This is a genomic window from Halomonas sp. GFAJ-1 (genome assembly GCA_002966495.1).
Classification (GTDB): domain Bacteria; phylum Pseudomonadota; class Gammaproteobacteria; order Pseudomonadales; family Halomonadaceae; genus Vreelandella.
In genome coordinates, this window is the sequence record CP016490.1 from 2,904,308 (window position 1) to 2,930,415 (window position 26,108).

The window sequence follows — 26,108 nt, forward strand, 5'->3', positions numbered from 1 at the left end:
ATTTATCTATGATCGTATTACAGACCAACCACGGTGACATCACTATTGCGCTTAATCATGAAAAAGCGCCCGTTAGCGCTGCTAACTTTGAGCAATATGTGCGCGAAGGATTTTACGACGGCACGCTCTTTCATCGCGTCATCGATGGTTTCATGGTGCAGGGCGGCGGTTTCGACCAAGAGTTTAATCAAAAGCCGACCCGCGATCCTATTGAAAACGAAGCCGATAACGGCCTGCAAAATACCGAAGGCACGCTCGCTATGGCGCGCACCCAAGACCCACACTCTGCCACTGCACAGTTTTTTATTAATGTGGGCAACAATAGCTTCCTAAACCATAGCGGCAAGAGCCTTCAAGGCTGGGGTTACGCTGTATTTGGTGAAGTGGTCGACGGAATGGACGTAGTCAACGCTATCAAAGGCGTTAACACTACCCGCCGTGGCATGCATGCGGACGTACCCGCTGAAGATGTGATCATTGAGCGTGCGTACGTGAAAGAAGCAGAATAAAACGCCGGGAGTCTTATGCGTACTTTGTTGGTAGCCGACATGCACCTGAGTAGCGAGACACCTGAGATTAACCAAGGGTTTTATCGCTATTTAGAACAAACTGCCACGGGGGCAGACGCCCTATATATTTTGGGCGACCTATTTGATGCTTGGATCGGCGATGACCTGCTCGACACGCCGCACCCCCTGAGCGTAATCGCCCATGACGTAATCCAGCGGTTACGAGCGCTTAGCAGCAATGGAACGGCCGTCAACTTCCTGCATGGCAACCGTGACTTTTTAATCGGGGAGCGCTTTATTAATGCCTGCCAGGGGAACTTACTGCCCGAAGCCCAGGCAGTTGAGCTTCAAGGCGTACCCGTGCTCATTCTCCATGGCGATAGCTTATGCACGAGAGATGAGGCCTATATGGAGTTTCGCCAACAATCTCGAGACCCACAGTGGCAAGCGCAAATATTAGCGCTTCCCCTGGAACAGCGCTCTGAGCTCGCTAAAAGCTTACGCATGCAGTCGGGGGATGCTAACGCTAACAAGGCTGAAGAGATCATGGATGTTACCCATGATGAAGTAGTGCGGCTGATGGCACGTTTTGGCGTATCGACCATGATTCACGGCCATACACACCGCCCGAAAGTGCATGACATAACGGTGGAGGACGTGCCGGCTAAACGGTTTGTTCTCGGTGACTGGGATAACCAGCACGGTTGGGATGTAATCATTGAGCAAACACCTGAACACCATGCCATGCCCGTGCTTCGCCAGTTCGCACTGCACTCCCCGCCATAGCTATCGTTAGTAGCAGTAAAAAAATGCAGTAAAAAAGCCGATCACATGATCGGCTTTTTCAGTTTTAAAGCTATTTAGTTTTGGTGCTATTGAATATTTATCGCTCAATATCAGCATTACTGCGAAGGTCATCAATCAACCCCTGGATGACTGATTGCGAGCGAAGCTGTTCGGCCATTTGCGCCACAAAAGAGGTTATCTGCTCATCCACCTCTCCGGTAGACACGCTGTCCAATGCGACCACCGCCACACCTTGCGGTAACGCTATCGCACGAAAGATACTTTGCCCTTCTTGAGGACGAGGCATGCGAAACACCTCCTGCACCAGCGCTTGTGGCAATGTAGTATCAGACTGCCGCGATACATTAGCAGCCTCAAGCCATGAAACATCTACCTCGCTACCTGACTCTAGCGCTGAAATAATACGCGCAGCCTCGTCCTGAAGCGCTTCTTGACGCTGCTGTGCAGCGACAGCACTTTCGACTTCGTCGCGCACATCATCCAAATCTAGACGGGTAGGTTCACGATGCTCGGCGACGCGAAGTACCAGACGACGATCGTCGTCAAGTTCGATCACTTCGCTGTTATAACCCTCTTCAAGCACGTCAGCACTGAATGCTTCATCCAGCACTCCCGGTTCGGATAACGCACCCTCGCCTTCACCGCGGGCTAGCCAGTCTGTCTGATTGAGCATCAAACCAAGGTCATCTGCTACGCTTTCCAGATCATCAGCCGCAAAACTTTCGTCAATTAAGCGCTGAACCTGGCGATTAAAGTCATCGTTCACTTCACGCAGCGCTACTTCCTGCTGAAGCGCATCGCGCTGTTCTTCAAACGTTGGCGCTGCTATGCCCGTCACCTGCAAAATATGGAAAGCGCCGTCCATTTCTACCAGTTGAGACGTTTCACCTTCGCTCAGCGCAAAAGCAGCCTCGTCAAAGGCATCACCAAAGAAACCACGACTAATCACGCCTAAGTCGCCACCCTCTTCTGCACTGGCAGTATCATCGGAGTAGCGTAAAGCCGTTTCAGCGAAGGTATCTCCCTCTTCCAAAGCCTGCAACGCTTCCTCCGCGCGTTCCTGGGCTTCTTCACGGCTGCGATCTCCGCCAAACGTCACCATAATATGGGACACTTGGCGATCAGCGTTTCGATTCTGTTCGCGCCATGCCGCCCGCAAGGCATCTTCATCGACATCACGTCCCGCAGCCATTTCCTGACGATCAATCATCACATACTCAACACGCACCTGTTCGGGACGCTCAAAGCGTGACTGATTGGCATCGTAATACGCCTGCATCTGCTCTTCAGTAACTTGGATGTCTAGCTCAACATCATTGGCACTTAGCATTGAATAACGGAAGCTACGCTGCTGGCGCTGCAGTTCTGCCAAACGCTCCTGCTCACTGGCTAAGCTAAAGTCACTAAATGCTAAACCTTGCTGAAGGTGCTGGCGCTTAATATCTACCCGGAGCTCTTCTCGGAATGAGAGCGGTGTATAGCCCGCTCCGGCCAAACGGTTACGAAAAACTTCAGATGAGAAGCGGCCATCCTGATCATGGAATTCAGGTAGACCAATAATCATCTGGTCTAACTGGGCATCCGACACATAGAACCCGCCATCCTCTGCATACTGGGTCAACAGCTTTTGAGTAATCAGCTGATCAAGCATTTCATTACGCAAAGCACGCTCTTGTTCCGGCGGCACTTGACCAGAGCGTAATGCGCGCTGAACCTCAAGCTCAACCTGCTGACGCATGATCGGCTCGCCATTGACGCTTGCTACTTCATTAGGATCACTGCCGAATACGCTGAACAGCGACTCAATACCGAACAGTGCCATGGCAGCCACCATAACACCGATGATTATTTTGGCACCCCAGCTTCTGGAGCCATCTCGAATACTTTGCAGCATGCTAGCCTCAGATTATTACAGCAAAAACCATCGCCCCAAATAACGGGCTAGAAAATAACATGGGCGCATCGCGGATGCGATGCGCCCATTAGATTACAACAAACGCGCCAATTAGTTGACGGCGTCTTTCAGCGCTTTTCCGGCTTTAAAGCTGGGAACCTTAGCAGCGCTGATTTGAATTGGCTGACCCGTTTGTGGGTTCCGGCCTGTACGTGCAGCGCGCTCTTTAATCGCGAAAGTACCAAAGCCTACCAGTGAAACACTCTCGCCTTTTTTGAGGCTATCGGTGACAGACTCCACCATGGCATCCAATGCGCGGGTTGCCGCTGCTTTAGGAATATCAGCAGACGCGGCAATAGCTTCAATCAGCTCGGACTTATTCACACTTCACCCCTTAACTGTTTCAAAAAATGGCTCTGAACGGCGCGATCACCGGGTACTACAACCTCAAAGCATAGCTGCGTTTTATAGCAATGCCTTGAAACACCTGTCAAGCGACCGAGCCGCAGAATGCCCTTTGCACACGGCAATGGGCAAACTTATTACGTAATATTAAAGCTCCAAAGAGCCCTAATGCTTAATGCGTGCTGACTACGGCATTCGAACTAAAAGACTTATCAGTACCTTTTAACGAGGCACCTTCATCGACTTGATTGTTCACAAGCGCTACCGCTAACACCTCATCTATCCATTGTACGGGACGAATATCAAGTGCACCTTTGATATTTTCCGGTACTTCCTTGAGATCTCGACGATTTTCCTCAGGAATTAAGACGGTCTTTATACCACCGCGACGAGCTGCCAGCAATTTCTCCTTTAACCCGCCGATAGGCAATACTTCTCCACGCAGGTTAACCTCACCTGTCATGGCAACATCACAGCGCACCGCACGCTGAGTATAGGCCGAGACAATCGCTGTCACCATGGCAATACCAGCACTTGGTCCGTCCTTCGGTGTCGCACCTTCCGGAACGTGTATATGAAGATCTTCGGTCTCAAACCGCTGGGGGTCGATCCCGTACTCATGCGCACGCGCCTTGACCACCGTTTGAGCAGCGCTGACCGACTCTTTCATCACGTCGCCAAGCGAACCCGTTTTATTAATGCGGCCTTTACCAGGCGTCACTACAGACTCAATATTGAGCAGCTCACCCCCCACGGAGGTCCAGGCAAGCCCAGTTACACGCCCCACTTGGTTCGCTTTCTCTGCTAGTCCGTAGCTATAGCGGCGTACGCCCGCATAGGCTTCGATCTCTTCAGCGGACAGCTCTTGGCCCGCTTGTAATTTGCTACCTTTCTGCTCTTGAGAGACCCGCTCCGCCTCTAGACGTTCGCGCAGCACCTTTCGACATACTTTTGCGATTTGGCGCTCTAATTCACGCACACCCGCTTCACGCGTGTAGTAACGCACTAGTTCTAATAACGCGTCATCCTGCAGTGCCAGCTCGGCATCTTTGAGACCATTAGCTTCCAGTTGCTTGGGCAACAAGTAGCGTTTGGCGATGGCAAGCTTCTCATCTTCGGTGTAACCCGGCAGACGAATAATCTCCATACGGTCAAGCAGCGGACCGGGGATATTCATCGAGTTGGCCGTACAGATAAACAACGTTTCGGAGAGATCGTAATCAAGCTCTAAGTAATGATCACTAAAGCTATTATTTTGTTCAGGGTCGAGAACTTCCAAAAGCGCTGACGCGGGGTCACCACGATGATCCATACCCAGTTTATCCACTTCATCAAGTAAGAATAGCGGGTTCTTCACACCTGCACGACTCATTCGCTGCATCAATTTACCGGGTAGCGACCCGATATAAGTACGCCGGTGGCCACGAATCTCTGATTCATCGCGCACCCCCCCTAACGCCAAGCGCACATATTTACGATTGGTCGCTCGCGCAATGGACTGCCCCAGAGAAGTCTTACCCACACCAGGCGGCCCCACTAAACACAGCACAGGGCCTTTCATCTTGCGTACGCGCTTCTGTACCGCCAAATACTCCAGTATACGCGCCTTGACCTCTTCCAGGCCGTAGTGATCCTCATCAAGCACTTGCTGAGCTTTTACCAAGTCATGCTTTACCCGCGTGCGCTTTTTCCAGGGAACAGCAATTAGCCAGTCGAGATAAGACCGCACGACAGTAGCTTCGGCGGAGTTAGTTGCCATCATCTTAAGCTTATTAAGCTCTTGAGTCGCTTTTTCAGCCGCCTCTTTGGGCATACCTGAAGTCTGGATGGCCTGCTCGTACTTTTCCGTCTCATTAGGAACATTATCCAGCTCACCCATCTCTTTCTGGATGGCTTTCATCTGTTCATTCAGGTAGTACTCACGCTGGGTCTTTTCCATCTGCTCTTTGACGCGAGAACGAATGCGCTTCTCGACTTGAAGCAAATCGATTTCAGACTCAATTAGCGCCATCAGATGTTCGATGCGATCCCGCACACGATCCATCTCTAGTAGCTCTTGTTTGTCACCAATTTTCAGCGACAAATGAGCGCAGATGGTATCCACCAAACGGCTCGGGTCTTCAATCCCCGAAAGGGAGTTAAGAACTTCGTTGGGGACTTTTTTGGATAGTTTTACGTACTGCTCAAATTGATTTAGCAGCACGCGCACCAGCGCTTCTTGCTCGCGACTGGTAAGCGGTTCACTTTCACGCGCCACTAAATGGGCCTGAGTATAACCTGCTTCATTTTCTTCAATAGTGACAACATCAGCTCGAAAACTACCCTCAATAAGCACCTTTACGGTGCCGTCTGGCAATTTAAGCAACTGCATAATATCCGCCACAGTCCCCATGGCGTAAAGGTCTGCGTTGTCCGGATCATCCTGAGAAGCCTCGCGCTGAGCCACCAGCAGTACACGCTTGTCGGCCTCCATCGCCGCTTCCAAGGCTTGGATAGATTTTTCACGGCCAACAAAAAGAGGGATGACCATTTGCGGGTAAACAACGACATCCCGCAGTGGCAACAGGGGTAGACATTGTGTCTGTTCGGCGTTCTGCTGCATCGCAGACGTTCCTCAAAATCGGATGTGTACTTTAAGGGTACTTGAACAAGCACCTCACAGCATGAAAAGCACTTGCACAAACATTGTACAAGAACACTATGTAAAAGCACTATACTAAAAGCATGTCACAAAAATGTACTATGCCTAATAGCAGGGGGTCGCCTAGGCGACCCCCTGGTTCAACACAAGCGACATATGCTAGGCCGCAGTGCAAGCCAACTGGCTAGCCATCAGTGCCATCAACGCGAGCTTCCTCTTGGGAGTAGAGCAACAGTGGCTCGCTTTCTCCTGCAATTACAGACTCGTCAATAACCACTTTGCTGACACCTTCCAGCGAAGGAATCTCATACATAGTGTCAAGCAGGACAGACTCAAGAATAGAACGCAGACCACGGGCACCGGTTTTACGCTCCATTGCCTTAGCCGCTACTGAGCGCAGTGCATCATCCCTAAATTCAAGTGTGACATCTTCCATTTCGAAGAGCTTGGCATACTGCTTCACAAGCGAGTTCTTGGGCTCGGTCAGAATCTGTACCAGTGCATCTTCGGTTAGCTCGGTGAGCGTTGCTATTACCGGAAGTCGACCTACGAATTCGGGTATTAACCCAAATTTCACTAAATCTTCTGGCTCAACATCCGCAAGCAGCTCGCCAACACCACGCGAGGACTCTTTACTCTTCACGCTGGCGTTAAAGCCAATGCCGCCTTTCTCAGCGCGATCACGAATAACCTTATCCAAACCAGCAAACGCACCACCTACGATAAACAGAATATTACCCGTGTTTACCTGAACAAACTCTTGCTGCGGGTGCTTACGGCCACCTTGCGGCGGCACAGAGGCGGTCGTACCTTCAATTAGCTTAAGCAGCGCCTGCTGTACACCTTCACCTGATACGTCCCGTGTAATGGATGGGTTATCAGATTTGCGTGAAATTTTATCTATCTCATCGATGTAGACAATTCCGCGCTCAGCTTTTTCGACGTCGTAATCACACTTCTGGAGCAACTTCTGGATGATGTTTTCGACATCCTCACCCACGTAGCCTGCTTCCGTTAATGTTGTTGCATCAGCAATGGTGAAAGGCACATTTAATAGCCGCGCCATGGTTTCTGCTAGCAGCGTTTTACCACTACCGGTAGGACCAATGAGCAGAATATTAGATTTACCTAGCTCCACATCGCCATCACGTACGTCTGCTTTTAAGCGCTTGTAGTGGTTATAAACCGCTACAGAAAGCACCATTTTGGCGCGATCTTGCCCGATGACGTAGTCGTCTAATGTGTGACGTATTTCGCGGGGCGTAGGTAAACGCTCCTCATCGCTCTCGGCATCGGCTTCGAGAACTTCCTCGCGAATGATGTCATTACATAAGTCGACACACTCATCGCAGATATATACGGACGGGCCTGCAATTAGTTTACGTACTTCGTTTTGATTTTTACCGCAAAACGAACAGTAAAGCAGCTTACCACCTTCGTCCTTGCCTTTGCCGTCGGCCATTCGCGTACCTCTATCACTGCGGCGGCTTACGCCGCCGGAAAAGCTCGTTAGAAAAGCAGAATCCTATCACGCTATCAGGATGTAGGGCGCTTATCCAGCACTGCGTCAATCAAGCCATATTCTTTGGCTTTATGAGCGCTCATAAAGTTGTCGCGATCAGTATCACTGGCAACTGTCTCGATATCTTGGCCTGTGTGATGCGCCAAAATCTGGTTTAACTTCTCGCGGATACCCAATATCTCACGGGTGTGGATTTCAATATCCGACGCTTGCCCCTGATAACCACCTAGCGGCTGATGGATCATTACCCGAGAGTTGGGCAAGCAGTAGCGCTTGCCAGCCGCACCGGCTGTCAGCAGCAGCGCGCCCATGCTGGCCGCTTGACCGATACATACGGTAGAAACGTCAGGCTTGATAAACTGCATGGTGTCGTAAATTGACATACCCGCTGTCACAGAGCCGCCTGGCGAGTTGATATAGAGATGAATATCTTTATCAGGATTTTCCGACTCAAGAAATAGCAGCTGCGCGACGACCAAATTCGCCATGTAATCTTCTACCGGGCCTACCAGGAAGATGACACGCTCTTTTAGCAGACGTGAATAAATATCGTAGGCTCTTTCCCCTTTGGCGCTCTGCTCAACCACCATGGGCACTAAACCGCCGGCGTTTTGAATATCAAATTCACTCATTCGGGTGATTCCTTGCGTCCGGTAAGGGAAAAGCGCACCCGTTAAAGGTGCGCTACTCAATGAGATCAGGCGCTTGCCTGCTCGCCCTCTTCAGCGTTCTCATCTTGTTCAGCCTGCTGTTGAGCAGCCGCTAGCGCTTGCTGATAAGACATCTCAACGTCTTTGACATTGGTTTGCTCCAGCAGCTTCTCTACCGCCTTCTCTTCAAGAATGGCAGACTTCACCTGGGTTTTTAGCTGTTCGTTACCCATATAGTAACTAACAACCTCTGATGGATCTTGGTACTGTTCAGCCAACTCTTCGACCTTAGCTTTGATGGCATCATCATCAGCATCTAGCTCGTTAGCCTTGATAACTTCCGCCAGCAACAGGCCTACTTGAACACGACCTTTGGCTTGCTCTGCAAACAATTCGTTGGGCAACTGACTAACGTCGAAATCTTCGCCTAAACCAAACTGCTGGGCAGCCTGACGCTTCATACCATCCGTCTCTTGCTGAACCAAGGCGCTAGGCACGGGGATTTCATTAGCGTTTTTCAGCGCATCCAACACCTGCTGCTTGACACGGTTATCAACCGCCTGAGCCGCTTCACGGGTCATATTTTTCTTAATTTCAGCACGGAATTGGGACTCGTCACCGCCTTCCACACCGAAACGCTCGATAAATTCAGCGTCAACCTCAGGTAGCTTCTGGGTGCTCACCTTGTGGACGGTGACTTTGAACGTCGCTTCTTTACCGGCAAGATGCTCAGCCTGGTAGTCGTCAGGGAAGGTAACGCTGATGGTTTTTTCTTCACCTGCTTTAGCGCCAATCAACTGCTCTTCAAAGCCGGGTATAAAGCTGTTAGAACCGATAACAAGGGCATGACCTTCAGCGCTTCCGCCTTCAAATGGCTCATCGCCCAGGAAACCCTGAAAGTCGATGGTCACTTGGTCACCATCAGCGGCGGCGGCATCCACTTCTTCCCACCCAGCGTTTTGCTTACGCAGCGTGTCAATCATTTCATCGACATCTGCATCGCTGACGGTTACCACAGGACGCTCAACTTCAACACCTTCAATCGAAGCCAATTCAACCTGAGGGTAAACTTCCATCAGTGCAACAAATTCAAGGTCTTTACCCGCTTGATTAACTTTAGGCTCAATCTGCGGGAAGCCTGCAGGGTTAAGACCCTCTTCAGTGATGGCGCGCACATAACGCTCACGCATTACCTCGCCAACCACTTCATTACGTACACTATCGCCGTAGCGCTGACGAACTACAGCCATCGGCACCCGGCCTTGGCGAAAACCATTCAAGCGAACGTTTTTCGCAGTGTCTTTCAAGCGAGCGCTGACGGCCTCGTCGATTTCGGCAGCCGGCACCTGAATTGTGATACGGCGTTCGATCTGGGAGGTCGTCTCGACGGAAACTTGCATGAATTGTCCTCTAGCGGCTGGGCGTTGTGTTGATTGCGTATAATAAGTTCAAGGGGCGATTTTAAGAACCCTAGCGCATGGTGGCAAGCGCCATGCTCGCAAGATGGGGTCAGAACCATCAATTACAAGGGAACAACCCTTAAATACCGTGCTTAAAACGTCACTTTGAGCGGAAACACTGCTCTATTCGTTCGAATGTGGCTATTTTTAACTAACCACTCATCTCATTTTTCACTCTTCACGCCTGAACCACCACAAACTAACGGCATGTAGCAGCAAGCCAGCGGTGGCAGCATGAGAAATAAAGACCTGCCAACTGATCCAGTCAGTAAATAGCGCATGCCAGCTTCCCATGGCTAGTGCTCCGAATACCATCATTACGGCCAACCGCATAATGAGCTTCGGCAAGCCTTGGCGCGCAGTCACAGATAGCATCCGCCACTGTAACACGGCAGCACTAGCGACGAAGACTAAGGCTATCAAAAGCAGTGTCTGGCGCGACTCATGCCCTCCTGCCGCATAGCGCGGCAAAGCGGACAGCATGACAAGACACAGTCCAATAGCGACGCTAACCCGTTCGGGAGAGTAAGGGATCCTCTGCATCGCTAGCCAACCTTCAGCTGCTGAGCATCAATCCACTCTTCTACCCAGGGCAGCGCGGCATCATCTGCCATAAAAGTCTCCATTGCATCCACCTCAAGCCGTTCGCCTAGGCGCATCGCACCATGGTCTTCCAACAACGCATCAAGGGCCCTACCTGCACCACAGAACGTTTCTCCGTAGGAGCTATCGCCCAACGCAATCAGGCCGTAGCGCAAGGCCGTTAGCGAAGGACTTTGGTCGCGCAAAGAGCGAACAAAAGGCACAAAGTTACCTGGAAAATCACCACTTCCTGTCGTGGAGACACAAAACAGGGAAACCCCATCACTACCGGTCACATCATTTAAGGTGGGCTGTTCAATAATATCGACGCTGTAGCCTGCCTGCTCAAAAAGTGGCTTAACTTGCTCAGCAACATCTAACGCGCCGCCATACATGGTTCCAACTAAGATGTTTAGCTTGGGCATCGTCGCACTCCCCTGTAAAAGTGTCGCACTGCGCTTTGTTCAGTCGACAAATACCTGATGAATTTGCTCAAATATTAACACGATTGGCAAAATTGACGCACGCCTCTCCTTCAGCCCTCTTGCGACCACAACTAGGAGTTCTCATGCAGCAAACCTTTGAGACTTGGATAACGCCGATCATGGTTGGCGGTCTAATTATTTTCATGTGCTTTATTATTTGGGATCTTGCGAAAAAATCGAATGCGGGGAAATTTGGCACCATTATGCTGTTTGTGGTGCTCGGCGCTGGCATGCTGGGCTATATTCTCAAGGTAGTGATAACTTGGCTGATAGAGGGGCGAGGCGTATAAAGCCTTTAGCAACGTCCTCCTAGATTTTGCTGGGCTAAGTTACTCAAAAACACACAGGCATCAAAAAACACATACGCATTAAAAAAGGAGCGCCATAGGCACTCCTTTTTTGTTGGCTACATTCACCGGCCTTGCGTTCACCTACAGACGGATAAAGCGCTAAGGGCTATTGTGAGCTGGTAAAATGCTCCACTTGCTGCTTCAGCTTTTGGCCAGGGCGAAACGTTACGACGCGACGAGCAGAGATAGGTATTTCCTCGCCTGTTTTAGGATTACGCCCAGGGCGCTCACGCTTATCGCGCAAGTCGAAGTTACCAAACCCCGATAGTTTGACCTGCTCGTTCTCGCGCAAACAGGCACGGATCTCTTCAAAAAAAGCTTCCACCATCGCTTTTGCTTCTCGCTTAGACAGCGCCAGCTCTGTGTGTAAATGCTCCGCTAGCTCTGCTTTGGTCAACGCACCCATAAGGCTCCTCCTTGTAGCAAACGCATTGCCAAGAACGTGATAAGCGTCGCGTCATGGCATGTACTGGTTAGCCGCGCAGTTCAGCGTCCAATTTGACACGCACTTGTGTCACGATTGAATCGACCAACTGATTGATTTCTTCATCGTTTAGCGTGCGCGATGGATGCTGCCAGGTCAAGCCTAACGCAATACTCTTGAAGCCGTCAGCAACCCCTTTACCAGCATAGACATCAAATAGCTTAATGTCTTTCAAGTAATCACCTGCCTCAGCCTGGGCACAGTCTAGCAATGCCTGAACCGGCACTTCTTGGCTCAGCATAAAGGCTAAATCGCGACGCACTTCTGGGTAACGTGATAACGGCTCAAAAGCAGGAATACGCCCTTCGCTAAGGGCATCAAGGCGTACTTCAAAGAGCACCGCATCGACTTTTAGCCCCAGCGTTGCCCGAACCTGCGGGTGAAGAGTGCCAATCCAGCCAGCAGGCTCGCCATTATGCAGCAGCTGCGCACTTTGGCCTGGGTGTAACGCCGGATGCACCGCTGGCTCAAAACGCCACGCGTGCTGATTCCCCCCAAGTGTCAACAGACTTTCCAGGTCGCCTTTCAAGTCGTAAAAATCAACCGACGACTTGGCACAACTCCAGCCTTCAGCCTCACGGGAGCCACACACTAACGCCCCCATCATGGGTACTTGGGCGAGATTGTCTAGATGACCATTGAACACCAAACCAGTCTCAAATAAACGCACCCGGGTCTGCTGGCGATTAAGATTGTGTTCTAGCGCACGGACTAGCCCAGGAAATAGGCTTGCGCGCATCACTGACAAATCAGATGAGATCGGGTTGGCTAGCACTGGAGAAACCGCATCAGGCAAGATAGCCGCCTGTAGCTCAGGTGCTACAAAGCTATAGGTAACCGCTTCTTGGAAGCCACGCGCAACCATCTGATTACGCAGCTGCCTTTGGGTCAGCGTTGCCTCGTTAGCAGGCCGCAACGCTAACCGTGCCGCAGGCCGACGTACAGGCAGGTTATTGTAGCCATGGATACGAGCAATCTCTTCGATGAGATCCTCTTCGATAGCCAAGTCAAACCGCCAACTGGGGGCTGTCACCGACCAGCCTTCAGCCTGCTTATCTACCTCTAACCCCAGCCGCTGAAGAATATCGGTCACATCATCGGCAGCCAGATGCTTTGAAAGGGCACTCTCCAACCGGCTTTCTCGCAGAAAAATCGCCCGCAATGCTGGCATATGCGGCTTGCTAACCGCCTCTGTCACAGGACCTGCCTGCCCACCACAAATGTCGATTAACAGCTGCGTGGCGCGTTCAATGGCCACACCAGCAAGCTCAGGGTCAACACCACGCTCAAAACGATGCGATGCATCAGTATGCATACCGTAGGAGCGGGCTTTTCCCGCAATCGCTAAAGGTGTGAAATACGCCGATTCTAGGAAAATAGTATGAGTGGATTTACTAACACCTGAATTCTCACCGCCCATAATGCCGGCCATCGCCAAGGGGCCGCTATTATCTGCTATCACCAGCGTTTCAGGGCGCAACGCGATGTCCTGACCATCTAGCAGCGTTAGCCGCTCACCCTCTTGGGCCAAACGCACCGTGATACCACCTTGCAAATTATCGCGATCAAACGCATGCAAGGGCTGACCAAGTTCCAGCATAACGTAATTAGTAACATCTACTACTGGGTCGATGGATCGAACGCCACTACGGCGCAGGCGCTCTACCATCCAAAGCGGCGTTTCAACGGTAACATCGACGCCTTTAATGACTCGACCAGCATAGCGCGGGCACTGCTCGGGAGCCTCAATACCTATCGGAAAAGTATCATCAATACTAGCGGATATTGCCTGGGTAGCAGGCCCGCTCACCGGTAGCCGATTCAATACGCCAACTTCTCGGGCAAGACCCTTGATACTAAGGCAGTCACCGCGGTTAGGTGTTAGATCAACCTCAATAGTCATGTCATCGAGCTGCATATACTCTCGAAAACTGACCCCGATTGGCGCTGAGGCTGGCAACACCAAAATACCGGGAGAGACCTCCTCCTCCAACCCCAATTCAGAAGCAGAGCAAACCATGCCCCGTGACTCGACACCACGCAGCTTGGCTTTTTTAATTTTAAAATCCCCTGGCAGTACACCCCCTACCTGGGCGAAAGGAATTTTCTGACCTACATCGACATTGGGCGCCCCACATACCACCTGAACTGGCTCGCCCGTACCATCATTAACCGTACAAACGTTAAGCTTATCAGCATCAGGGTGCTTCTCTTTGGTAAGCACTTCCGCCACAACAACGCCACTGAATGCTGATGCAACCGACGCAACCGCATCAACTTCTAGGCCAGCCATGGTGATTTGATCAGCAATCGCTTGCGTATCCAACTGCGGAGATACCCATTCACGCAGCCACTGTTCTGAAAATTTCATATTCGTTCCTGTCTTTGGCGGCGGCGTTAGGAGAATTGACGTAAAAAGCGCAAATCATTTTCAAAAAACAGGCGCAGGTCATTCACCCCATAGCGCAGCATGGCTAGACGCTCCGCTCCCATTCCAAAAGCAAAACCGGTGTAGCGCTCAGTATCAATTCCCGAGTGGCGGAATACTTCTGGATGCACCATTCCACAGCCCATTACTTCTAACCAACCGCTATGGGAGCAGACGCGACAACCATTACCACTACACATGACGCACTGAATATCGACTTCTGCCGAAGGCTCAGTAAACGGAAAGTAGGAAGGACGAAAACGTACAGAGAGGTCGTCACGCTCGAAAAACGCTTGAAGGAAATCCTCTATCGTTCCTTTCAAGTCTGCAAAGCTTATGCCCTCGTCAACCAGCAGGCCCTCTACCTGATGAAACATGGGCGTATGCGTTAGGTCGGAGTCGCTTCGGTATACCCGCCCAGGACAAACGATCCTAATCGGCGGCTCACTGCTTTTCATTGTGCGTACTTGCACCGGCGAGGTATGCGTACGCAACAAGCGAGTAGCATCAAAGTAGAACGTGTCTGCCATTCCACGCGCAGGGTGGTGAGCGGGAATATTGAGCGCTTCAAAATTATGGTAGTCGTCCTCAATTTCAGGCCCTACCGCCACATCGTACCCAATACGGGTAAATAAACTCTCGATACGCTCAAGCGTTCGTGTAACAGGGTGCAACCCACCCTCTGCCTGGCCACGCCCCGGTAGCGTGACGTCAATCCGCTCTGCCGCTAACCGTGCGTTCAATGCCTCGGTTTCTAGCGCATGCCGCTTCTTATCAATTTCTTCGGAAAGAGTTTGCTTCGCTTGGTTAATACGCTCGCCAGCGGCAGGACGCTCTTCTGCGGATAACTTACCCAAGCCTTTTAACAAGGCAGTAACATCGCCTTTTTTACCTAAATAACGTACTCGTAACTCATCTAACGCAGAGACACTCGGCGCCGCCTGGATGGCTTCGCGAGCTTCTGATACCAGAGTAGGAAGGTGATCCATCCGTTTCACTCCGAATTAAGCGGTTTCCATCCAAAGATGGTGTGGCATAGGGAGGTGACAAAAAAACAGGGGAAGAGCGGCTGCTCTTCCCCTGTTTGGGTCACACTGAAATGACCTCGGGCATTTCACACTGATCTAACTCAGCGCGAAAAACCTTATTGGGCAGCCTTGGCTTTTTCCACGATGGCAGCAAACGCTGCTTTTTCGTGTACCGCCAGATCGGCCAATACTTTACGGTCGATTTCAATACCGGCTTTTTTGAGGCCACCAACAAAACGGCTGTAAGACATACCGTTAATGCGCGCACCAGCATTAATACGCTGGATCCACAGCGCACGGAACTGGCGCTTACGGTTACGGCGGTCACGGTAAGCATACTGGCCGGCTTTGATAACAGCCTGCTTGGCTACGCGGAAAACACGCGAACGGGCACCGTAGTAACCTTTGGCCTGTTTCAGTACTTTTTTATGGCGACGACGGGCAACTACGCCACGCTTAACACGGGTCATAACACACTCCTGACATTAAGTCTGAGGCAATATGCACTCAGATAAGATAATTCGACCTTACAGATTCGGCAGCATGCGCTGGATCAGCGCTTTATCAGCAGCATGAATCTGCTTCATTCCACGCAGCTGACGCTTACGCTTGGTCGACTTCTTGGTCAGGATGTGGCTACGGAAAGACTGCTTGTGCTTAAAGCCATTAGCGGTCTTTTTAAAGCGCTTAGCAGCGCCGCTGTTGCTTTTGATTTTCGGCATGAGAGAACTCCGCTCGATATTTTTTAGAAAACCCAGGGCCGACCAGCGTTTACACGCTGGCCCGTTTACTTCGCCGTTGGATCACTTCTTTTTCGGGGCAATAATCATGATCATCTGGCGGCCTTCCATTTTCGGGAAAGCCTCAACCGCTCCGATCTCTTCCAGGTCTGCCGCGATCCGTTCCATTAGCTTGCGACCAATGTCCTGGTGCGCCATTTCACGACCACGGAAGCGCAATGTGACTTTGCCCTTGTCACCACCTTCTAAAAAGCGCGTCAGGTTTTTAAGCTTGACCTGATAATCGCCTTCGTCGGTGCCAGGCCGGAATTTAACTTCCTTGACCTGGATTTGCTTCTGCTTTTTCTTTTGAGCCGCTTTTTGCTTCTTCGTCTCAAAAACAAATTTGCCGTAATCCATAATCTTACAAACAATAGGATCGGCATTCGAAATTTGCACGAGGTCTAAACCAGCAGCTTCTGCACGCTCAAGAGCTTCGGTGGTGGGCACAACACCCAACTGCTCACCTTCAGCATCAATTAGACGTACTTCTTCTTCGGTAATTCGCTCGTTCATTGGTGGGCGTTTGTCTTGTGGACGCCCGCGCTGATTGCTTCGCTTGATCGCTCCGTCTCCTTAGGCAATTGACGATGTCGCCAGGGCTGCTCGCTCTTCACTAAAACGCTCAATGAACTCATCAACCGTCATAGTGCCGAGATTCTCGCCGCTGCGAGTTCGCACGGCCACTGAGTCAGCTTCTACTTCCTTATCTCCCACCACAAGGAGATAGGGAACTTTCTGTAACGTATGCTCACGGATTTTAAAGCCGATCTTCTCGTTCCTCAAGTCCGCCTTGACCCGTAAGCCATTTTTTTGCAGTCGATGCTCTAATTCGAGCGCATAGTCACGCTGTGCGTCCGTAATTGTCATCAAAACTGCTTGCTGAGGCGCCAACCAAAGTGGCATCGCACCCGCATAGTGCTCAATTAGGATGCCTAAGAAACGCTCAAAGGATCCTAAAATTGCACGGTGAAGCATTACAGGAGTTTTTCGCGTACCGTCTTCATCGACGTATTGCGCTCCCAAACGTCCTGGCAAATTAAAATCTAGCTGAAGAGTACCACATTGCCAAACACGATTCAGGCAATCACGTAGAGCAAATTCAATTTTAGGCCCATAAAAAGCGCCTTCACCCGGCTGAAGCTCCCATTTGAGCCCCGTCGCATTGAGCGCGGCTTCAAGCCCCTGCTCTGCACGATCCCACATTTCAGCTTCGCCCAGAAAATCCTCGGGACGCGTTGATAGCTTAAGCTCAACTTCATCGAAACCGAGTGTTTTGTATACCTGCAGCGTTAGTGCGATAAATGCTTCAGCCTCTGCTTGGATTTGCGCTTCTGTGCAGAAAATATGGGCATCATCTTGAGTAAAGCCACGCACGCGCATCAAACCGTGCAACGAGCCTGAAGGCTCATTGCGGTGACAGCTGCCAAACTCTGCCAAACGCAGTGGTAAATCCCGGTAGCTCTTTAGCCCCTGATTAAACACCTGAACGTGACATGGACAGTTCATTGGCTTGACCGCGTATTCGCGCTTTTCCGACTCTGTCGTGAACATCAGTTCACTGTAGTGCCCCCAGTGGCCAGATTTTTTCCACAACGACAAATCAACCACTTGAGGCGTCTTGATCTCTTGATAACCATGCTCGCGCTGAATCTTGCGCATGTAATCTTCTAACGCCTGGTACATTGTCCAGCCATTAGGGTGCCAAAACACCATCCCCGGCGCTTCTTCTTGCAGATGGAACAAGTCCATCTTACGCGCTAGCTTGCGGTGATCGCGCTTTTCAGCCTCTTCAAGCCGCTGCAAGTAGGCCTTCAGCTGTTTTTTATCGCCCCATGCAGTGCCGTAAATACGGGTCAGCATAGTGTTAGCAGCGTCACCACGCCAATAAGCACCCGCCAACTTAGTCAGCTTAAAGGCTTTCAAATGACGAGTATTCGGCACGTGCGGGCCGCGACACATATCGACATACTCTTCGTGATGATACAACCGAATGGTCGCCCCCTCGGGGATATCACGAACAATTTCTTGCTTATAAGGCTCTTCACGGTGCAAAAAAGCCAACATTGCTTGGTCGCGATCAACGTACTCGCGCACTACATCGTACTCGTGTTCAATTAATGAACGCATGCGCGTTTCGATGGCCTCAAGGTCATCTGGAGTAACCGATTGACCAAACTCGATGTCGTAGTAAAAACCATCTTCAATGACCGGCCCTATCGCCATTTTGGCTTCAGGGTACATTTGCTTAACCGCATGCCCAATCAGGTGCGCGCAAGAGTGACGGATGATCTCTAGACCTTCCGGATCGCGAGCGGTAATTATCGCCACTTCAGCATCTTGCTCAATTAAATCAGCGGCATCAACCAATACACCATCAATCTTGCCAGCCACACAGGCCTTGGCCAAACCAGGGCCAATGGATTCAGCAAGCTGCATAATAGAAAGCGGTGTATCGAACGTTCTTTGGCTGCCATCAGGCAGTGTCACAATGGGCATTCAAATATTCCTTGAGCGCAGTGGTGATCCATACCAAGGATCACATTTCGCTATCAATGGGCGGGAGTTGCGGGCCTTTCTTATAGCAGGACGCTAGCCTATCAGAATTCGGTGAGCCGTAAAATAAAACGGGAGGCACAAAGGCCTCCCGCTTCTTTATTTGATTAAGCAAACCATTGCAATAAGCAATCATTGCTCAACCGAACTAGCCTCAGTGGCTTAGTTCCACTCATCCAGCTCTACACGACGGTTCTGAGCGCGGCCCTCGTCTGTCTCATTAGAAGCAACAGGACGCTCTTCACCGTAGCCTACTGCACGCATACGGTTAGTCTCTACGCCACGCTGTGACAGGTAAGCAGCAACTGATTCGGCACGACGCTGAGACAGGTTCTGGTTGTACTCTGCAGAGCCGCGCGAGTCAGTGTGACCTTCAATGCTCACACGAACGTCAGGGTTGTTAACCAGACGCTCGGCAACGCCGTTAAGCACTTGCTGTGCGCTGGGTGTCAATTGAGCAGAGTCGAACTCGAAGTTAACATCACGCAGTACAAGGCTTTCTGGGCAGCCCAGGGCGTTAACTTCAACGCCTGCGGGGGTATCCGGGCACTGATCACGGTAGTCCGGCACGCCGTCGCCATCAGAATCCAGCGGGCAGCCACGCGCGTCTACTTCAACGCCAGCCGGAGTACCTGGACACTGATCGCGGTAATCCGGCACGCCGTCACCGTCGGAGTCCAGTGGGCAGCCTTGCGCATCAACGGCAACGCCAGCTGGCACTTCGCCGTAGCTTGGGCACTGCGGCGCAACAGGCTGAGGCGTGCGGTCAGCACATAGCAGGCCACCAATAGCAGCGCCAGCTGCAGCACCTGTAGCGGCACCACTTTCTTCATCGGAACTACCGCTGGTGGCATAGCCAATGCTGCCGCCGATTAAACCACCAGCCAAACCACAAACAGCCGGGTGCTGATACCAGCTACGATCACTGCTAGCACTAGCCTGTCCAGATGTCTGGGTGGCAGAGCTGGCGCAGCCTGATAAACCAACTACCAGGGCAGAACCGACTAGCAAGCCAGTTGTTGATTTTTTCATGCAAGACTCCTTCTTGATCCAATGCTGAAATGGTCACACGACCAATTCTATCCAATGCTTCTTATTGCGAGAGCATCCTTTTTTCGCCTGCCCAGCACCCTAGCAATACATAGCTAATGCTCTAATACTGGACACTCTGCCTATGATTAACGTTTAAACGCTAGAAGGCAACAATACCGAGATATCAACTTCTTGCTAATACCCACCGTTTCAGCATAGCAAAAAGGGTGCTGTAAGCGCCAAAAAAGCTGAACTCGTTTCAAAAATAGTTGTCATTGTGCGTTTGGGGTTCCAACGAGGCATCAGTGTAATGACGTTGGTCCTTTGGCACGCCACTTGATAACGGCTGCTGCTGCCGCTAACACTGCGGGGCGCATTTCATCCTCAACAATCAAACGCTCTTTATCTTCCTGCATCCGCTCACGGGGGGAAAGCTGCTTACGTGCTGAGTGTGTTTTCAAGTGCTGTGTGCGTTGATAAACCTCGGCAAACGCTTGAAACTCTGGCCTTTCGGTTAAGCTTGGATCAACAATCTCAAGCAGAACCTTACAGCGCCAGGAGGCCTCAGTTATATCTACTTGCTCCTGAACCAACGCACTAACGACGTAGTCAAGGTTCTCTAGACTATTTTGGTGTGCGCGACGATCTTCATCGACACGATAAGCTTCTCGCCGCTTTACCTCCTTACGCAGGGTAAGCGCATAGGCACAGAGAGCAACAATGACCGCAATACCTACTGCGAGCAAAACTAAAGCTGTAGTGGAATTCATGGCACTCCTTCAGCTAGCCACACAAGAATAATTTAACGAGAATTGTACACCCTAAAGGTGTCGTTACACCAATGACACCCACTTTTAACTCACTACTTGGCAGTTGCTGGAGCCAATTGACGCTCAACAAGTGTCGCATCAGGTGCTTGCCGCCAGCACCACCATGCCCAACCAACGCTAAGCGTCAGCACCACTGCACCAGCGGTATGCAGTAAAGCAAGCCATAAAGGCAGCCACAGAAGGACGTTGGCAATACCCAGCGCCACCTGTACGGCATAGGCACTAACCACAACAGCTAGCGCCTTCCCTAGGATCACTAAATAGCGATACCGCCACCAAAGCACCAATAACGCAATACCCAAAAACAAGGCACCAATACGGTGAACCACTTGTATAGCGGTGCGTGCGTCTGCGTGCAGCTGACCGTGTAAATAATTAGGCCCAACCGTTTGTGTTAAATGAAAACCCTCGCTTAGATCCATCTCTGGCCACCATTGGCCGTTACAGGTGGGAAACCCTTGACAAGCAATACCTGCATAGTTGCTGGTGACCCAGCCGCCAAGCGCCAGCTGAATCACTAGTAAGCCAATAGCCGCTGCCCATAAAAAATTAATAGACTGCCGCCCCATCGCCCTCTCTTTCCATGCGTGACGAACGCGCAAATGAAGCCAGAAAAACAGCATTAATACACTCAGCCCACCCAGTAAATGGAGAGTGACCACCTGCGGCCAAAGCTTGAGTGTTACGGTAAATGCACCAAAGCCCCCCTGGATTAGAATCACAACGAGTAACGCCAGGCTAATGCCCCAAGGGTACCCAGGACGGCGACGCAGAGGCCAGCCTAGCGCGACGACGCTAATGACCATCAGTCCTAAAAAACTCGCTACATAGCGGTGCGCCATTTCCACCCATGCTTTAAAAGGCTCAAGAGGCACATCAGGATGACGTAGCGCGGCTTGCTCGCTATCGGGAACCAGCAAGCGCCCATAACAACCCGGCCAATCCGGGCACCCCAACCCAGCATCAACTAAACGTGTCCAGGCACCTACTAAAATCACTAGGGCTGTCAGCAGAGTGCCTGCCAAGGTGAGGCGCACCAACCAACGTAATCGCCGCTCCATTGCGTATTGCATGCTCTTTCCTTACGGCCCAGGGTGCCGACTAACATTAATGGTGATTTACTTTGAACAGATGCCTTATATCGTCAAGAATATCACTTGCATTAGCCTGTTCATTAAATGCTAACGCTGGCATTCCCATTGGATCCAGTAACCAAATAACGCTTTCATTACGCCAAGCTGGCGACTCTTGCCACTGGTTAGCCTGCTCTCCGGGCAAGGTTTCGTAGGAACCACCGATGCGCAACCGCTGCAAACGCGGCGCTTCACGGCCAAGAGCACGGTGAAGGCGCCAAAGCTCGTCTTTACGCTGTTCACAATCAACGGCGCACTCGAACGCCAACGTCCATACATCCTTCGAACCTTCCGGTACATTAACCAATGGCCACTCATATAAATTTGGCGCCGTTACTGCTACTTCTCCATGTGCAGTGTGTTGAGCAGGAATGCCAAAACCCCATTTAACCATTCCCCAGGCTGTCGCCATAGGCGCTGTAAAAACAATAAAGATCATTATCAATTTGAGCCGCTGATATCGAACCGTTTTAGCCTGCTCCATTCTTCATTCCTCTTATTATTGTATGCGGTCTTTGCGCATGCGATAGCCACCCAATATCATTACAACGAAAGCTGCAAGTGTTAACCCCCACCACTGAAAAGCATAGCCAATATGCCGGCTGGGCGGCATTACATTTGCTTGCCACCAGGGTATAAAAACACCTTCTCCTTCCGTGGCATGTAGCCACCCCTGGTAGCTAATGGGCGCTAGCGTTTCTTGCCAAGGTATCAAGCTCATTTGCTGCAGACGGAGTCCTTCTTGATTATCCCCATATAATGGTCCACCAGGGCGAGTGGTTTGCCATTCACCAAACACTTCTACACTGCCGCTAGGCGTTTGCGCAGCGGGGGCATTACGACTTGGGCCTGTTTCAATAAAGCCACGCTGTATTAACCAAACCTGCCCATGCTCATCGCGCAACGGGGTGAGAACAGCCACCCCAAGCCGACCTTCTACCACACGATTGTCTAAAAAGAGCGTGTGTTGTGGGAGATACTCGCCCCTCAATCTTACCATTGCGCCGTCCTGCGGCATCTCTTGGGGCGCCGTTAAAGCCGGAGCTGCCGCCCGTGCGTCTAACAAAACACGCTTGTCATTAGCACGCTCCCACTGCCATAGTCCTAAAAAAATGCCTAATGCAACTAACAAGCTCCAAAAAGCACACCACGCGTAAAAGCGCCTTAATCTGACAGAGGTAGACATCATGTGGTTACAGTTTCTTATTGCCTTAGTATTTATTGCCATGGTTATTAGCCTTGCAGCGGGCGCTGGTTTTTTATTGCGAGACAGCGCCCCTTCAAAGCGATTGCTGGTATCACTAAAGTGGCGTGTTGCCCTGGCATGCCTTCTCATGGCGCTATTAGTATTCGGCTTTTGGTCAGGAGAACTGGGCTAGCCGCTATAGGACATAAACAAAAATAAACAGCCCCACCCACACCACATCAACGAAATGCCAGTACCAGCAGGATGCTTCAAAACCGAAATGATGATCGTTAGCAAAATGGCCTTTACAGATCCGGACGAGAATACAGCCTAAGATGATCGTACCGATAATGACGTGCACACCGTGAAACCCCGTCAAAATAAAGAAAGTAGCGCCAAAGATACCGGCTTCCAGCGTAATGCCGTAATGGTTGTAAGCTTCGTAGTACTCGACCCCCTGTATAACGATAAAGCAGCAACCCAACAATACTGTGCCAGCAAGCCAGTTTCGGCAGGTAATACGCTCGCCCAGTTTTAACGCTTCATGGGCCACCGTTAGCGTGATACTGGACGTGATAAGGATCAGCGTATTAACGAGCGGCAGTTGCCATGGGCTGAACACTTGCTCAGGACCTAGCACAGAGGAATCAGGAGGGTTCATCAGAGGCCAGTGAGAGATGAATTCTGGCCATAGCAGCGCTGAGACACCTTTCTCTCCCTCACCACCTAGCCAAGGAATAGCAAAAGTTCTAACGTAAAAAAGGGCACCGAAAAAGGCAGCAAAAAACATCAACTCAGAGAAGATAAACCACCCCATCCCCCACCTAAATGAGCGATCCATCTGGGTGTCGTACAACCCACTCATAGACTCCCTGACCACATCCCTGAACCAAAGCCCCATCACCGCCACAACGCCAAGAACACCCGCCAGCATTACTAACGCACCAGTGTCATAAACTAGCTGGGAACCTGCCCCCACCATCATGACCCCCAGCGCCAGTGAGCCGAGAATGGGCCATCTGCTAGTCGTCGGAACATAGTAGTTACCGCCGCTCATATCTTATCCCCCACGCTATTGTTGTTATTCACTGTGGAATCTAGTGCCATGTTATGAACTGGGTACAGGGTATAAACCAGCGTAATCGTTGTGATCTCTTCCGGCAGATCTCGCGCCAATTGGAAGACCAGTGGAATGGTTAAACGCTCATCACCCTGCAACTGCTGCTCCTGAAAACAGAAGCAGCTTACTTTTCGCAAGTGGGTCGTCGCATTAGAGGGAGAAACACTTGGGATGGCTCTTCCCCAACTCTCTTTGGCGCTATTATTCGTAAAAGTAAAATCCACTTCAGCCGTTTGCCCAGGGTGTACTCGCATTTGACGCGTGGCTACGCTCATTTGCCAAGGTAAGCCAGCACTCCCCCGAGTGATAAACTGCACCGTGATATAGCGCGACTGATCAACCTCCTCATGGATGATGGCCTGGGCAGTGGTATCTACTTTGCCGTTAATGCCTGTAATGCGGCAGAAAACGTCATAAAGAGGCACTAGCGCAAACGCAAACGCAAACATGCCTATCAGTGCCGCAATCGACCGAATGACGGTGCGCCGCACACCCGCAGCCCTGACGACTTCATATTCAGACATATCACTCCCCTTGCCTTATATAAGGCCTTATTCGCCGTGTTGTGCACGATGAAACACGGGAGGTGTTTCAAAGGTATGCAAGGGCGCTGGACTAGGGACACTCCACTCAAGGTCTTCTGCGCCTTCCCATGCCTTAGCAGGCGCTTTTTTACCCCCTCGGACACACAGCACCACCACCAGCACAAAAATTAACTGCGACACCCCGAAGAAAAAGGCACCAATGCTTGAAACAAGATTAAAGTCCGCGAACTGAAGCGCATAGTCAGGGATACGCCTCGGCATCCCGGCGAGACCGGCAAAATGCATTGGGAAGAACGTCAGGTTTACGCCCACAATCGAACACCAAAAATGGCACTGTGCTAATCGTTCATGGGGGTAGTGCCCCGTCCACTTGGGAAGCCAGTAGTAAACCCCTGCCATAATGGCAAAGATGGCCCCTGGCACTAACACATAGTGAAAATGGGCTACCACAAAGTAGGTATCGTGGTATTGAAAGTCGGCAGGGGCAATTGCCAACATAAGCCCCGAAAAACCACCGATGGTGAACAGAACGACAAATGCAAGTGCGAACAGCATGGGGGGTTCAAAACTAATTGAGCCTCGAAACAGTGTGGTGATCCAATTAAAGACTTTAACCCCCGTTGGCACTGCAATCAGCATTGTGGTGTACATAAAAAACAGCTCTGCTGCTAACGGTAGACCAACCACAAACATGTGGTGTGCCCAAACTAAAAACGAAAGCAGTGCGATAGCGCCGGTTGCATAAACCATGGAGGCGTAGCCAAACAACCGTTTGCGGGCAAACGTAGGAATGATGGCGGAGACAATCCCGAATGCGGGCAAAATCATAATGTAAACCTCAGGATGGCCGAAAAACCAAAACAGATGCTGGAAAAGCACCGGGTCTCCACCGCCCGCAGCATCGAAGAAGCTAGTGCCAAAGTTTATATCCATTAACATCATGGTAATGACGCCCGCCAACACAGGCATAACGGCGATAAGTAGGAAAGCGGTGATGAGCCAAGTCCAGACAAACAGCGGCATATCCATCATGCGCATGCCAGGAGCACGCATGTTGAGGATAGTCGCAACAATATTAATCGCACCTAATATTGAGCTAATACCCGCGATATGCAGGGCAAGAATAAAGAACGTGGTTGAAGGCGGCGCATACGTCGTTGATAGAGGCGCATAGAATGTCCAGCCAAAATTTGGCCCTCCTCCAGGCATCAGGAGCGTTGACAACAGCAATGTAAACGCGACGGGCAGCAGCCAGAAGCTAAAGTTGTTTAGACGAGGAAGCGCCATGTCTGGCGCGCCAATTTGCAGAGGAATCATCCAATTAGCCAGGCCAGTAAATGCTGGCATTACCGCGGCAAAGACCATTATTAGCCCATGCATTGTGGTCATTTGGTTAAAAAACTCAGGCTCAACCAGCTGCAGACCCGGTTGGAACAGCTCTGCTCTCACTACGAGCGCAAAAATACCGCCAATAAAAAACATAATCAGCGAAAAGATGAGGTACAAAGAGCCGATCTCTTTGTGATTGGTCGTGAGCAGCCAACGCATAATCCCTTTAGGCGTTTCGTGATGCGCATGGGGTGCTTGACCGTCAGCCACTGCGGTAGAGCTATGCTGCAGCGAGTGTTGAGGAGGTAGTTTGGGCGCCATAAATCTCTCCGCCTACTTTATTGTTGTGATAG

The 26,108-nt window shown here is 51.0% G+C and carries 27 protein-coding genes; 4 read left to right on the forward strand and 23 right to left on the reverse strand.

Annotated features, from left to right (window positions below; genetic code table 11):
• Positions 1 to 8: 8 nt before the first annotated feature.
• A complete protein-coding gene (locus BB497_13070; protein ID AVI63568.1) occupies positions 9 to 509 on the forward strand; it encodes a peptidylprolyl isomerase in 501 nt (166 codons plus the stop codon).
• Positions 510 to 524: 15 nt separating this feature from the next.
• The gene (locus BB497_13075) at positions 525 to 1,295 is read left to right on the forward strand and encodes a UDP-2,3-diacylglucosamine diphosphatase (protein AVI63569.1); all 771 of its coding nucleotides are present in this window, start codon (positions 525 to 527) and stop codon (positions 1,293 to 1,295) included.
• 97 nt (positions 1,296 to 1,392) lie between these two features.
• Here BB497_13075 and BB497_13080 read toward each other — a convergent pair whose 3' ends face one another.
• The 8 genes from BB497_13080 to BB497_13115 form a co-directional block, all read right to left on the reverse strand.
• Positions 1,393 to 3,210, reverse strand: a complete 1,818-nt coding sequence (locus BB497_13080; protein ID AVI63570.1) for a peptidylprolyl isomerase — start codon at positions 3,208 to 3,210, stop codon at positions 1,393 to 1,395.
• 111 nt (positions 3,211 to 3,321) lie between these two features.
• The gene (locus BB497_13085; GenBank protein ID AVI63571.1) at positions 3,322 to 3,594 is read right to left on the reverse strand and encodes a DNA-binding protein HU; all 273 of its coding nucleotides are present in this window, start codon (positions 3,592 to 3,594) and stop codon (positions 3,322 to 3,324) included.
• Positions 3,595 to 3,787: 193 nt separating this feature from the next.
• Entirely contained in the window at positions 3,788 to 6,217 is a 2,430-nt protein-coding gene (locus BB497_13090) for an endopeptidase La (GenBank protein AVI63572.1), read from the reverse strand.
• A gap of 223 nt (positions 6,218 to 6,440) precedes the next feature.
• Positions 6,441 to 7,718, reverse strand: a complete 1,278-nt coding sequence (locus tag BB497_13095) for an ATP-dependent protease ATP-binding subunit ClpX (GenBank protein ID AVI63573.1) — start codon at positions 7,716 to 7,718, stop codon at positions 6,441 to 6,443.
• 74 nt (positions 7,719 to 7,792) lie between these two features.
• The gene (locus tag BB497_13100) at positions 7,793 to 8,410 is read right to left on the reverse strand and encodes an ATP-dependent Clp endopeptidase, proteolytic subunit ClpP (protein ID AVI63574.1); all 618 of its coding nucleotides are present in this window, start codon (positions 8,408 to 8,410) and stop codon (positions 7,793 to 7,795) included.
• Positions 8,411 to 8,475: 65 nt separating this feature from the next.
• Complete coding sequence (locus BB497_13105) at positions 8,476 to 9,828, reverse strand: trigger factor (GenBank protein ID AVI63575.1); 1,353 nt, start codon at positions 9,826 to 9,828, stop codon at positions 8,476 to 8,478.
• Between the two features lie 231 nt (positions 9,829 to 10,059).
• Positions 10,060 to 10,431: a hypothetical protein gene (locus tag BB497_13110; protein ID AVI63576.1), complete on the reverse strand. Its 372-nt coding sequence runs from the start codon at positions 10,429 to 10,431 to the stop codon at positions 10,060 to 10,062.
• A gap of 2 nt (positions 10,432 to 10,433) precedes the next feature.
• Positions 10,434 to 10,895: a nitric oxide synthase gene (locus tag BB497_13115; GenBank protein ID AVI63577.1), complete on the reverse strand. Its 462-nt coding sequence runs from the start codon at positions 10,893 to 10,895 to the stop codon at positions 10,434 to 10,436.
• Between the two features lie 143 nt (positions 10,896 to 11,038).
• Here BB497_13115 and BB497_13120 point away from each other — a divergent pair, with 143 nt between their 5' ends.
• Positions 11,039 to 11,245, forward strand: a complete 207-nt coding sequence (locus tag BB497_13120; GenBank protein ID AVI63578.1) for a hypothetical protein — start codon at positions 11,039 to 11,041, stop codon at positions 11,243 to 11,245.
• A gap of 166 nt (positions 11,246 to 11,411) precedes the next feature.
• Here the strand turns inward: BB497_13120 and BB497_13125 are convergent, their stop codons facing one another.
• The 12 genes from BB497_13125 to BB497_13180 form a co-directional block, all read right to left on the reverse strand.
• The gene (locus tag BB497_13125; protein ID AVI63579.1) at positions 11,412 to 11,711 is read right to left on the reverse strand and encodes an integration host factor subunit alpha; all 300 of its coding nucleotides are present in this window, start codon (positions 11,709 to 11,711) and stop codon (positions 11,412 to 11,414) included.
• Between the two features lie 67 nt (positions 11,712 to 11,778).
• Positions 11,779 to 14,160, reverse strand: coding sequence for a phenylalanine--tRNA ligase subunit beta (locus BB497_13130; protein ID AVI63580.1), 2,382 nt, complete (start codon positions 14,158 to 14,160; stop codon positions 11,779 to 11,781).
• A 26-nt stretch (positions 14,161 to 14,186) separates the two neighbouring features.
• A complete protein-coding gene (locus BB497_13135; GenBank protein ID AVI63581.1) occupies positions 14,187 to 15,206 on the reverse strand; it encodes a phenylalanine--tRNA ligase subunit alpha in 1,020 nt (339 codons plus the stop codon).
• Between the two features lie 155 nt (positions 15,207 to 15,361).
• The gene (locus tag BB497_13140) at positions 15,362 to 15,715 is read right to left on the reverse strand and encodes a 50S ribosomal protein L20 (GenBank protein AVI63582.1); all 354 of its coding nucleotides are present in this window, start codon (positions 15,713 to 15,715) and stop codon (positions 15,362 to 15,364) included.
• Positions 15,716 to 15,772: 57 nt separating this feature from the next.
• Positions 15,773 to 15,967 (reverse strand): 50S ribosomal protein L35, encoded by a 195-nt coding sequence (locus BB497_13145; protein ID AVI63583.1) that lies wholly within the window; start codon positions 15,965 to 15,967, stop codon positions 15,773 to 15,775.
• Positions 15,968 to 16,048: 81 nt separating this feature from the next.
• Positions 16,049 to 16,540: a translation initiation factor IF-3 gene (locus BB497_13150; GenBank protein ID AVI63584.1), complete on the reverse strand. Its 492-nt coding sequence runs from the start codon at positions 16,538 to 16,540 to the stop codon at positions 16,049 to 16,051.
• Positions 16,541 to 16,600: 60 nt separating this feature from the next.
• Positions 16,601 to 18,523, reverse strand: a complete 1,923-nt coding sequence (locus BB497_13155; protein AVI63585.1) for a threonine--tRNA ligase — start codon at positions 18,521 to 18,523, stop codon at positions 16,601 to 16,603.
• A gap of 219 nt (positions 18,524 to 18,742) precedes the next feature.
• Positions 18,743 to 19,612 carry a flagellar motor protein MotB gene (locus BB497_13160; GenBank protein ID AVI63586.1) on the reverse strand — a complete coding sequence of 290 codons (870 nt, stop codon included), beginning with the start codon at positions 19,610 to 19,612 and terminating at the stop codon, positions 18,743 to 18,745.
• A gap of 302 nt (positions 19,613 to 19,914) precedes the next feature.
• Positions 19,915 to 20,382 carry a hypothetical protein gene (locus BB497_13165; protein AVI63587.1) on the reverse strand — a complete coding sequence of 156 codons (468 nt, stop codon included), beginning with the start codon at positions 20,380 to 20,382 and terminating at the stop codon, positions 19,915 to 19,917.
• Positions 20,383 to 20,474: 92 nt separating this feature from the next.
• On the reverse strand, positions 20,475 to 21,515 hold the full coding sequence (locus BB497_13170) for a cytochrome B (GenBank protein ID AVI63588.1): 1,041 nt from the start codon (positions 21,513 to 21,515) through the stop codon (positions 20,475 to 20,477).
• Between the two features lie 34 nt (positions 21,516 to 21,549).
• Positions 21,550 to 22,059, reverse strand: a complete 510-nt coding sequence (locus BB497_13175) for a hypothetical protein (GenBank protein AVI63589.1) — start codon at positions 22,057 to 22,059, stop codon at positions 21,550 to 21,552.
• Between the two features lie 15 nt (positions 22,060 to 22,074).
• Positions 22,075 to 22,764 (reverse strand): Surfeit locus 1, encoded by a 690-nt coding sequence (locus tag BB497_13180; protein AVI63590.1) that lies wholly within the window; start codon positions 22,762 to 22,764, stop codon positions 22,075 to 22,077.
• Between BB497_13180 and BB497_13185 the strand changes: the two genes are divergently transcribed.
• Positions 22,763 to 22,954: a hypothetical protein gene (locus BB497_13185; GenBank protein ID AVI63591.1), complete on the forward strand. Its 192-nt coding sequence runs from the start codon at positions 22,763 to 22,765 to the stop codon at positions 22,952 to 22,954. The genes BB497_13180 and BB497_13185 overlap by 2 nt on opposite strands.
• Before the next feature lie 3 nt (positions 22,955 to 22,957).
• Here the strand turns inward: BB497_13185 and BB497_13190 are convergent, their stop codons facing one another.
• The 3 genes from BB497_13190 to BB497_13200 are packed head-to-tail and all read right to left on the reverse strand — an operon-like array spanning position 22,958 to position 26,076.
• A complete protein-coding gene (locus BB497_13190; protein AVI63592.1) occupies positions 22,958 to 23,818 on the reverse strand; it encodes an MFS transporter in 861 nt (286 codons plus the stop codon).
• Positions 23,815 to 24,405 (reverse strand): cytochrome c oxidase assembly protein, encoded by a 591-nt coding sequence (locus BB497_13195; protein ID AVI63593.1) that lies wholly within the window; start codon positions 24,403 to 24,405, stop codon positions 23,815 to 23,817. Before BB497_13195 ends, BB497_13190 begins: the two co-directional genes overlap by 4 nt.
• 27 nt (positions 24,406 to 24,432) lie before the next feature.
• Positions 24,433 to 26,076, reverse strand: a complete 1,644-nt coding sequence (locus tag BB497_13200) for a cytochrome c oxidase subunit I (protein ID AVI63594.1) — start codon at positions 26,074 to 26,076, stop codon at positions 24,433 to 24,435.
• Positions 26,077 to 26,108: the final 32 nt, after the last annotated feature.

Excerpts from the sequence above, each read along its gene's own strand:
- BB497_13070 (AVI63568.1), top strand. The coding sequence starts at position 9 with ATGATCGTATTACAGACCAACCACGGTGACATCACTATTGCGCTTAAT.
- BB497_13075 (AVI63569.1), top strand. The coding sequence starts at position 525 with ATGCGTACTTTGTTGGTAGCCGACATGCACCTGAGTAGCGAGACACCT.
- BB497_13080 (AVI63570.1), bottom strand. The coding sequence starts at position 3,210 with ATGCTGCAAAGTATTCGAGATGGCTCCAGAAGCTGGGGTGCCAAAATA.
- BB497_13090 (AVI63572.1), bottom strand. The coding sequence starts at position 6,217 with ATGCAGCAGAACGCCGAACAGACACAATGTCTACCCCTGTTGCCACTG.
- BB497_13095 (AVI63573.1), bottom strand. The coding sequence starts at position 7,718 with ATGGCCGACGGCAAAGGCAAGGACGAAGGTGGTAAGCTGCTTTACTGT.
- BB497_13100 (AVI63574.1), bottom strand. The coding sequence starts at position 8,410 with ATGAGTGAATTTGATATTCAAAACGCCGGCGGTTTAGTGCCCATGGTG.
- BB497_13105 (AVI63575.1), bottom strand. The coding sequence starts at position 9,828 with ATGCAAGTTTCCGTCGAGACGACCTCCCAGATCGAACGCCGTATCACA.
- BB497_13110 (AVI63576.1), bottom strand. The coding sequence starts at position 10,431 with ATGCAGAGGATCCCTTACTCTCCCGAACGGGTTAGCGTCGCTATTGGA.
- BB497_13115 (AVI63577.1), bottom strand. The coding sequence starts at position 10,895 with ATGCCCAAGCTAAACATCTTAGTTGGAACCATGTATGGCGGCGCGTTA.
- BB497_13120 (AVI63578.1), top strand. The coding sequence starts at position 11,039 with ATGCAGCAAACCTTTGAGACTTGGATAACGCCGATCATGGTTGGCGGT.
- BB497_13125 (AVI63579.1), bottom strand. The coding sequence starts at position 11,711 with ATGGGTGCGTTGACCAAAGCAGAGCTAGCGGAGCATTTACACACAGAG.
- BB497_13130 (AVI63580.1), bottom strand. The coding sequence starts at position 14,160 with ATGAAATTTTCAGAACAGTGGCTGCGTGAATGGGTATCTCCGCAGTTG.
- BB497_13135 (AVI63581.1), bottom strand. The coding sequence starts at position 15,206 with ATGGATCACCTTCCTACTCTGGTATCAGAAGCTCGCGAAGCCATCCAG.
- BB497_13140 (AVI63582.1), bottom strand. The coding sequence starts at position 15,715 with ATGACCCGTGTTAAGCGTGGCGTAGTTGCCCGTCGTCGCCATAAAAAA.
- BB497_13145 (AVI63583.1), bottom strand. The coding sequence starts at position 15,967 with ATGCCGAAAATCAAAAGCAACAGCGGCGCTGCTAAGCGCTTTAAAAAG.
- BB497_13150 (AVI63584.1), bottom strand. The coding sequence starts at position 16,540 with ATGAACGAGCGAATTACCGAAGAAGAAGTACGTCTAATTGATGCTGAA.
- BB497_13155 (AVI63585.1), bottom strand. The coding sequence starts at position 18,523 with ATGCCCATTGTGACACTGCCTGATGGCAGCCAAAGAACGTTCGATACA.
- BB497_13160 (AVI63586.1), bottom strand. The coding sequence starts at position 19,612 with ATGAAAAAATCAACAACTGGCTTGCTAGTCGGTTCTGCCCTGGTAGTT.
- BB497_13165 (AVI63587.1), bottom strand. The coding sequence starts at position 20,382 with ATGAATTCCACTACAGCTTTAGTTTTGCTCGCAGTAGGTATTGCGGTC.
- BB497_13170 (AVI63588.1), bottom strand. The coding sequence starts at position 21,515 with ATGCAATACGCAATGGAGCGGCGATTACGTTGGTTGGTGCGCCTCACC.
- BB497_13175 (AVI63589.1), bottom strand. The coding sequence starts at position 22,059 with ATGGAGCAGGCTAAAACGGTTCGATATCAGCGGCTCAAATTGATAATG.
- BB497_13185 (AVI63591.1), top strand. The coding sequence starts at position 22,763 with ATGTGGTTACAGTTTCTTATTGCCTTAGTATTTATTGCCATGGTTATT.
- BB497_13180 (AVI63590.1), bottom strand. The coding sequence starts at position 22,764 with ATGATGTCTACCTCTGTCAGATTAAGGCGCTTTTACGCGTGGTGTGCT.
- BB497_13190 (AVI63592.1), bottom strand. The coding sequence starts at position 23,818 with ATGAGCGGCGGTAACTACTATGTTCCGACGACTAGCAGATGGCCCATT.
- BB497_13195 (AVI63593.1), bottom strand. The coding sequence starts at position 24,405 with ATGTCTGAATATGAAGTCGTCAGGGCTGCGGGTGTGCGGCGCACCGTC.
- BB497_13200 (AVI63594.1), bottom strand. The coding sequence starts at position 26,076 with ATGGCGCCCAAACTACCTCCTCAACACTCGCTGCAGCATAGCTCTACC.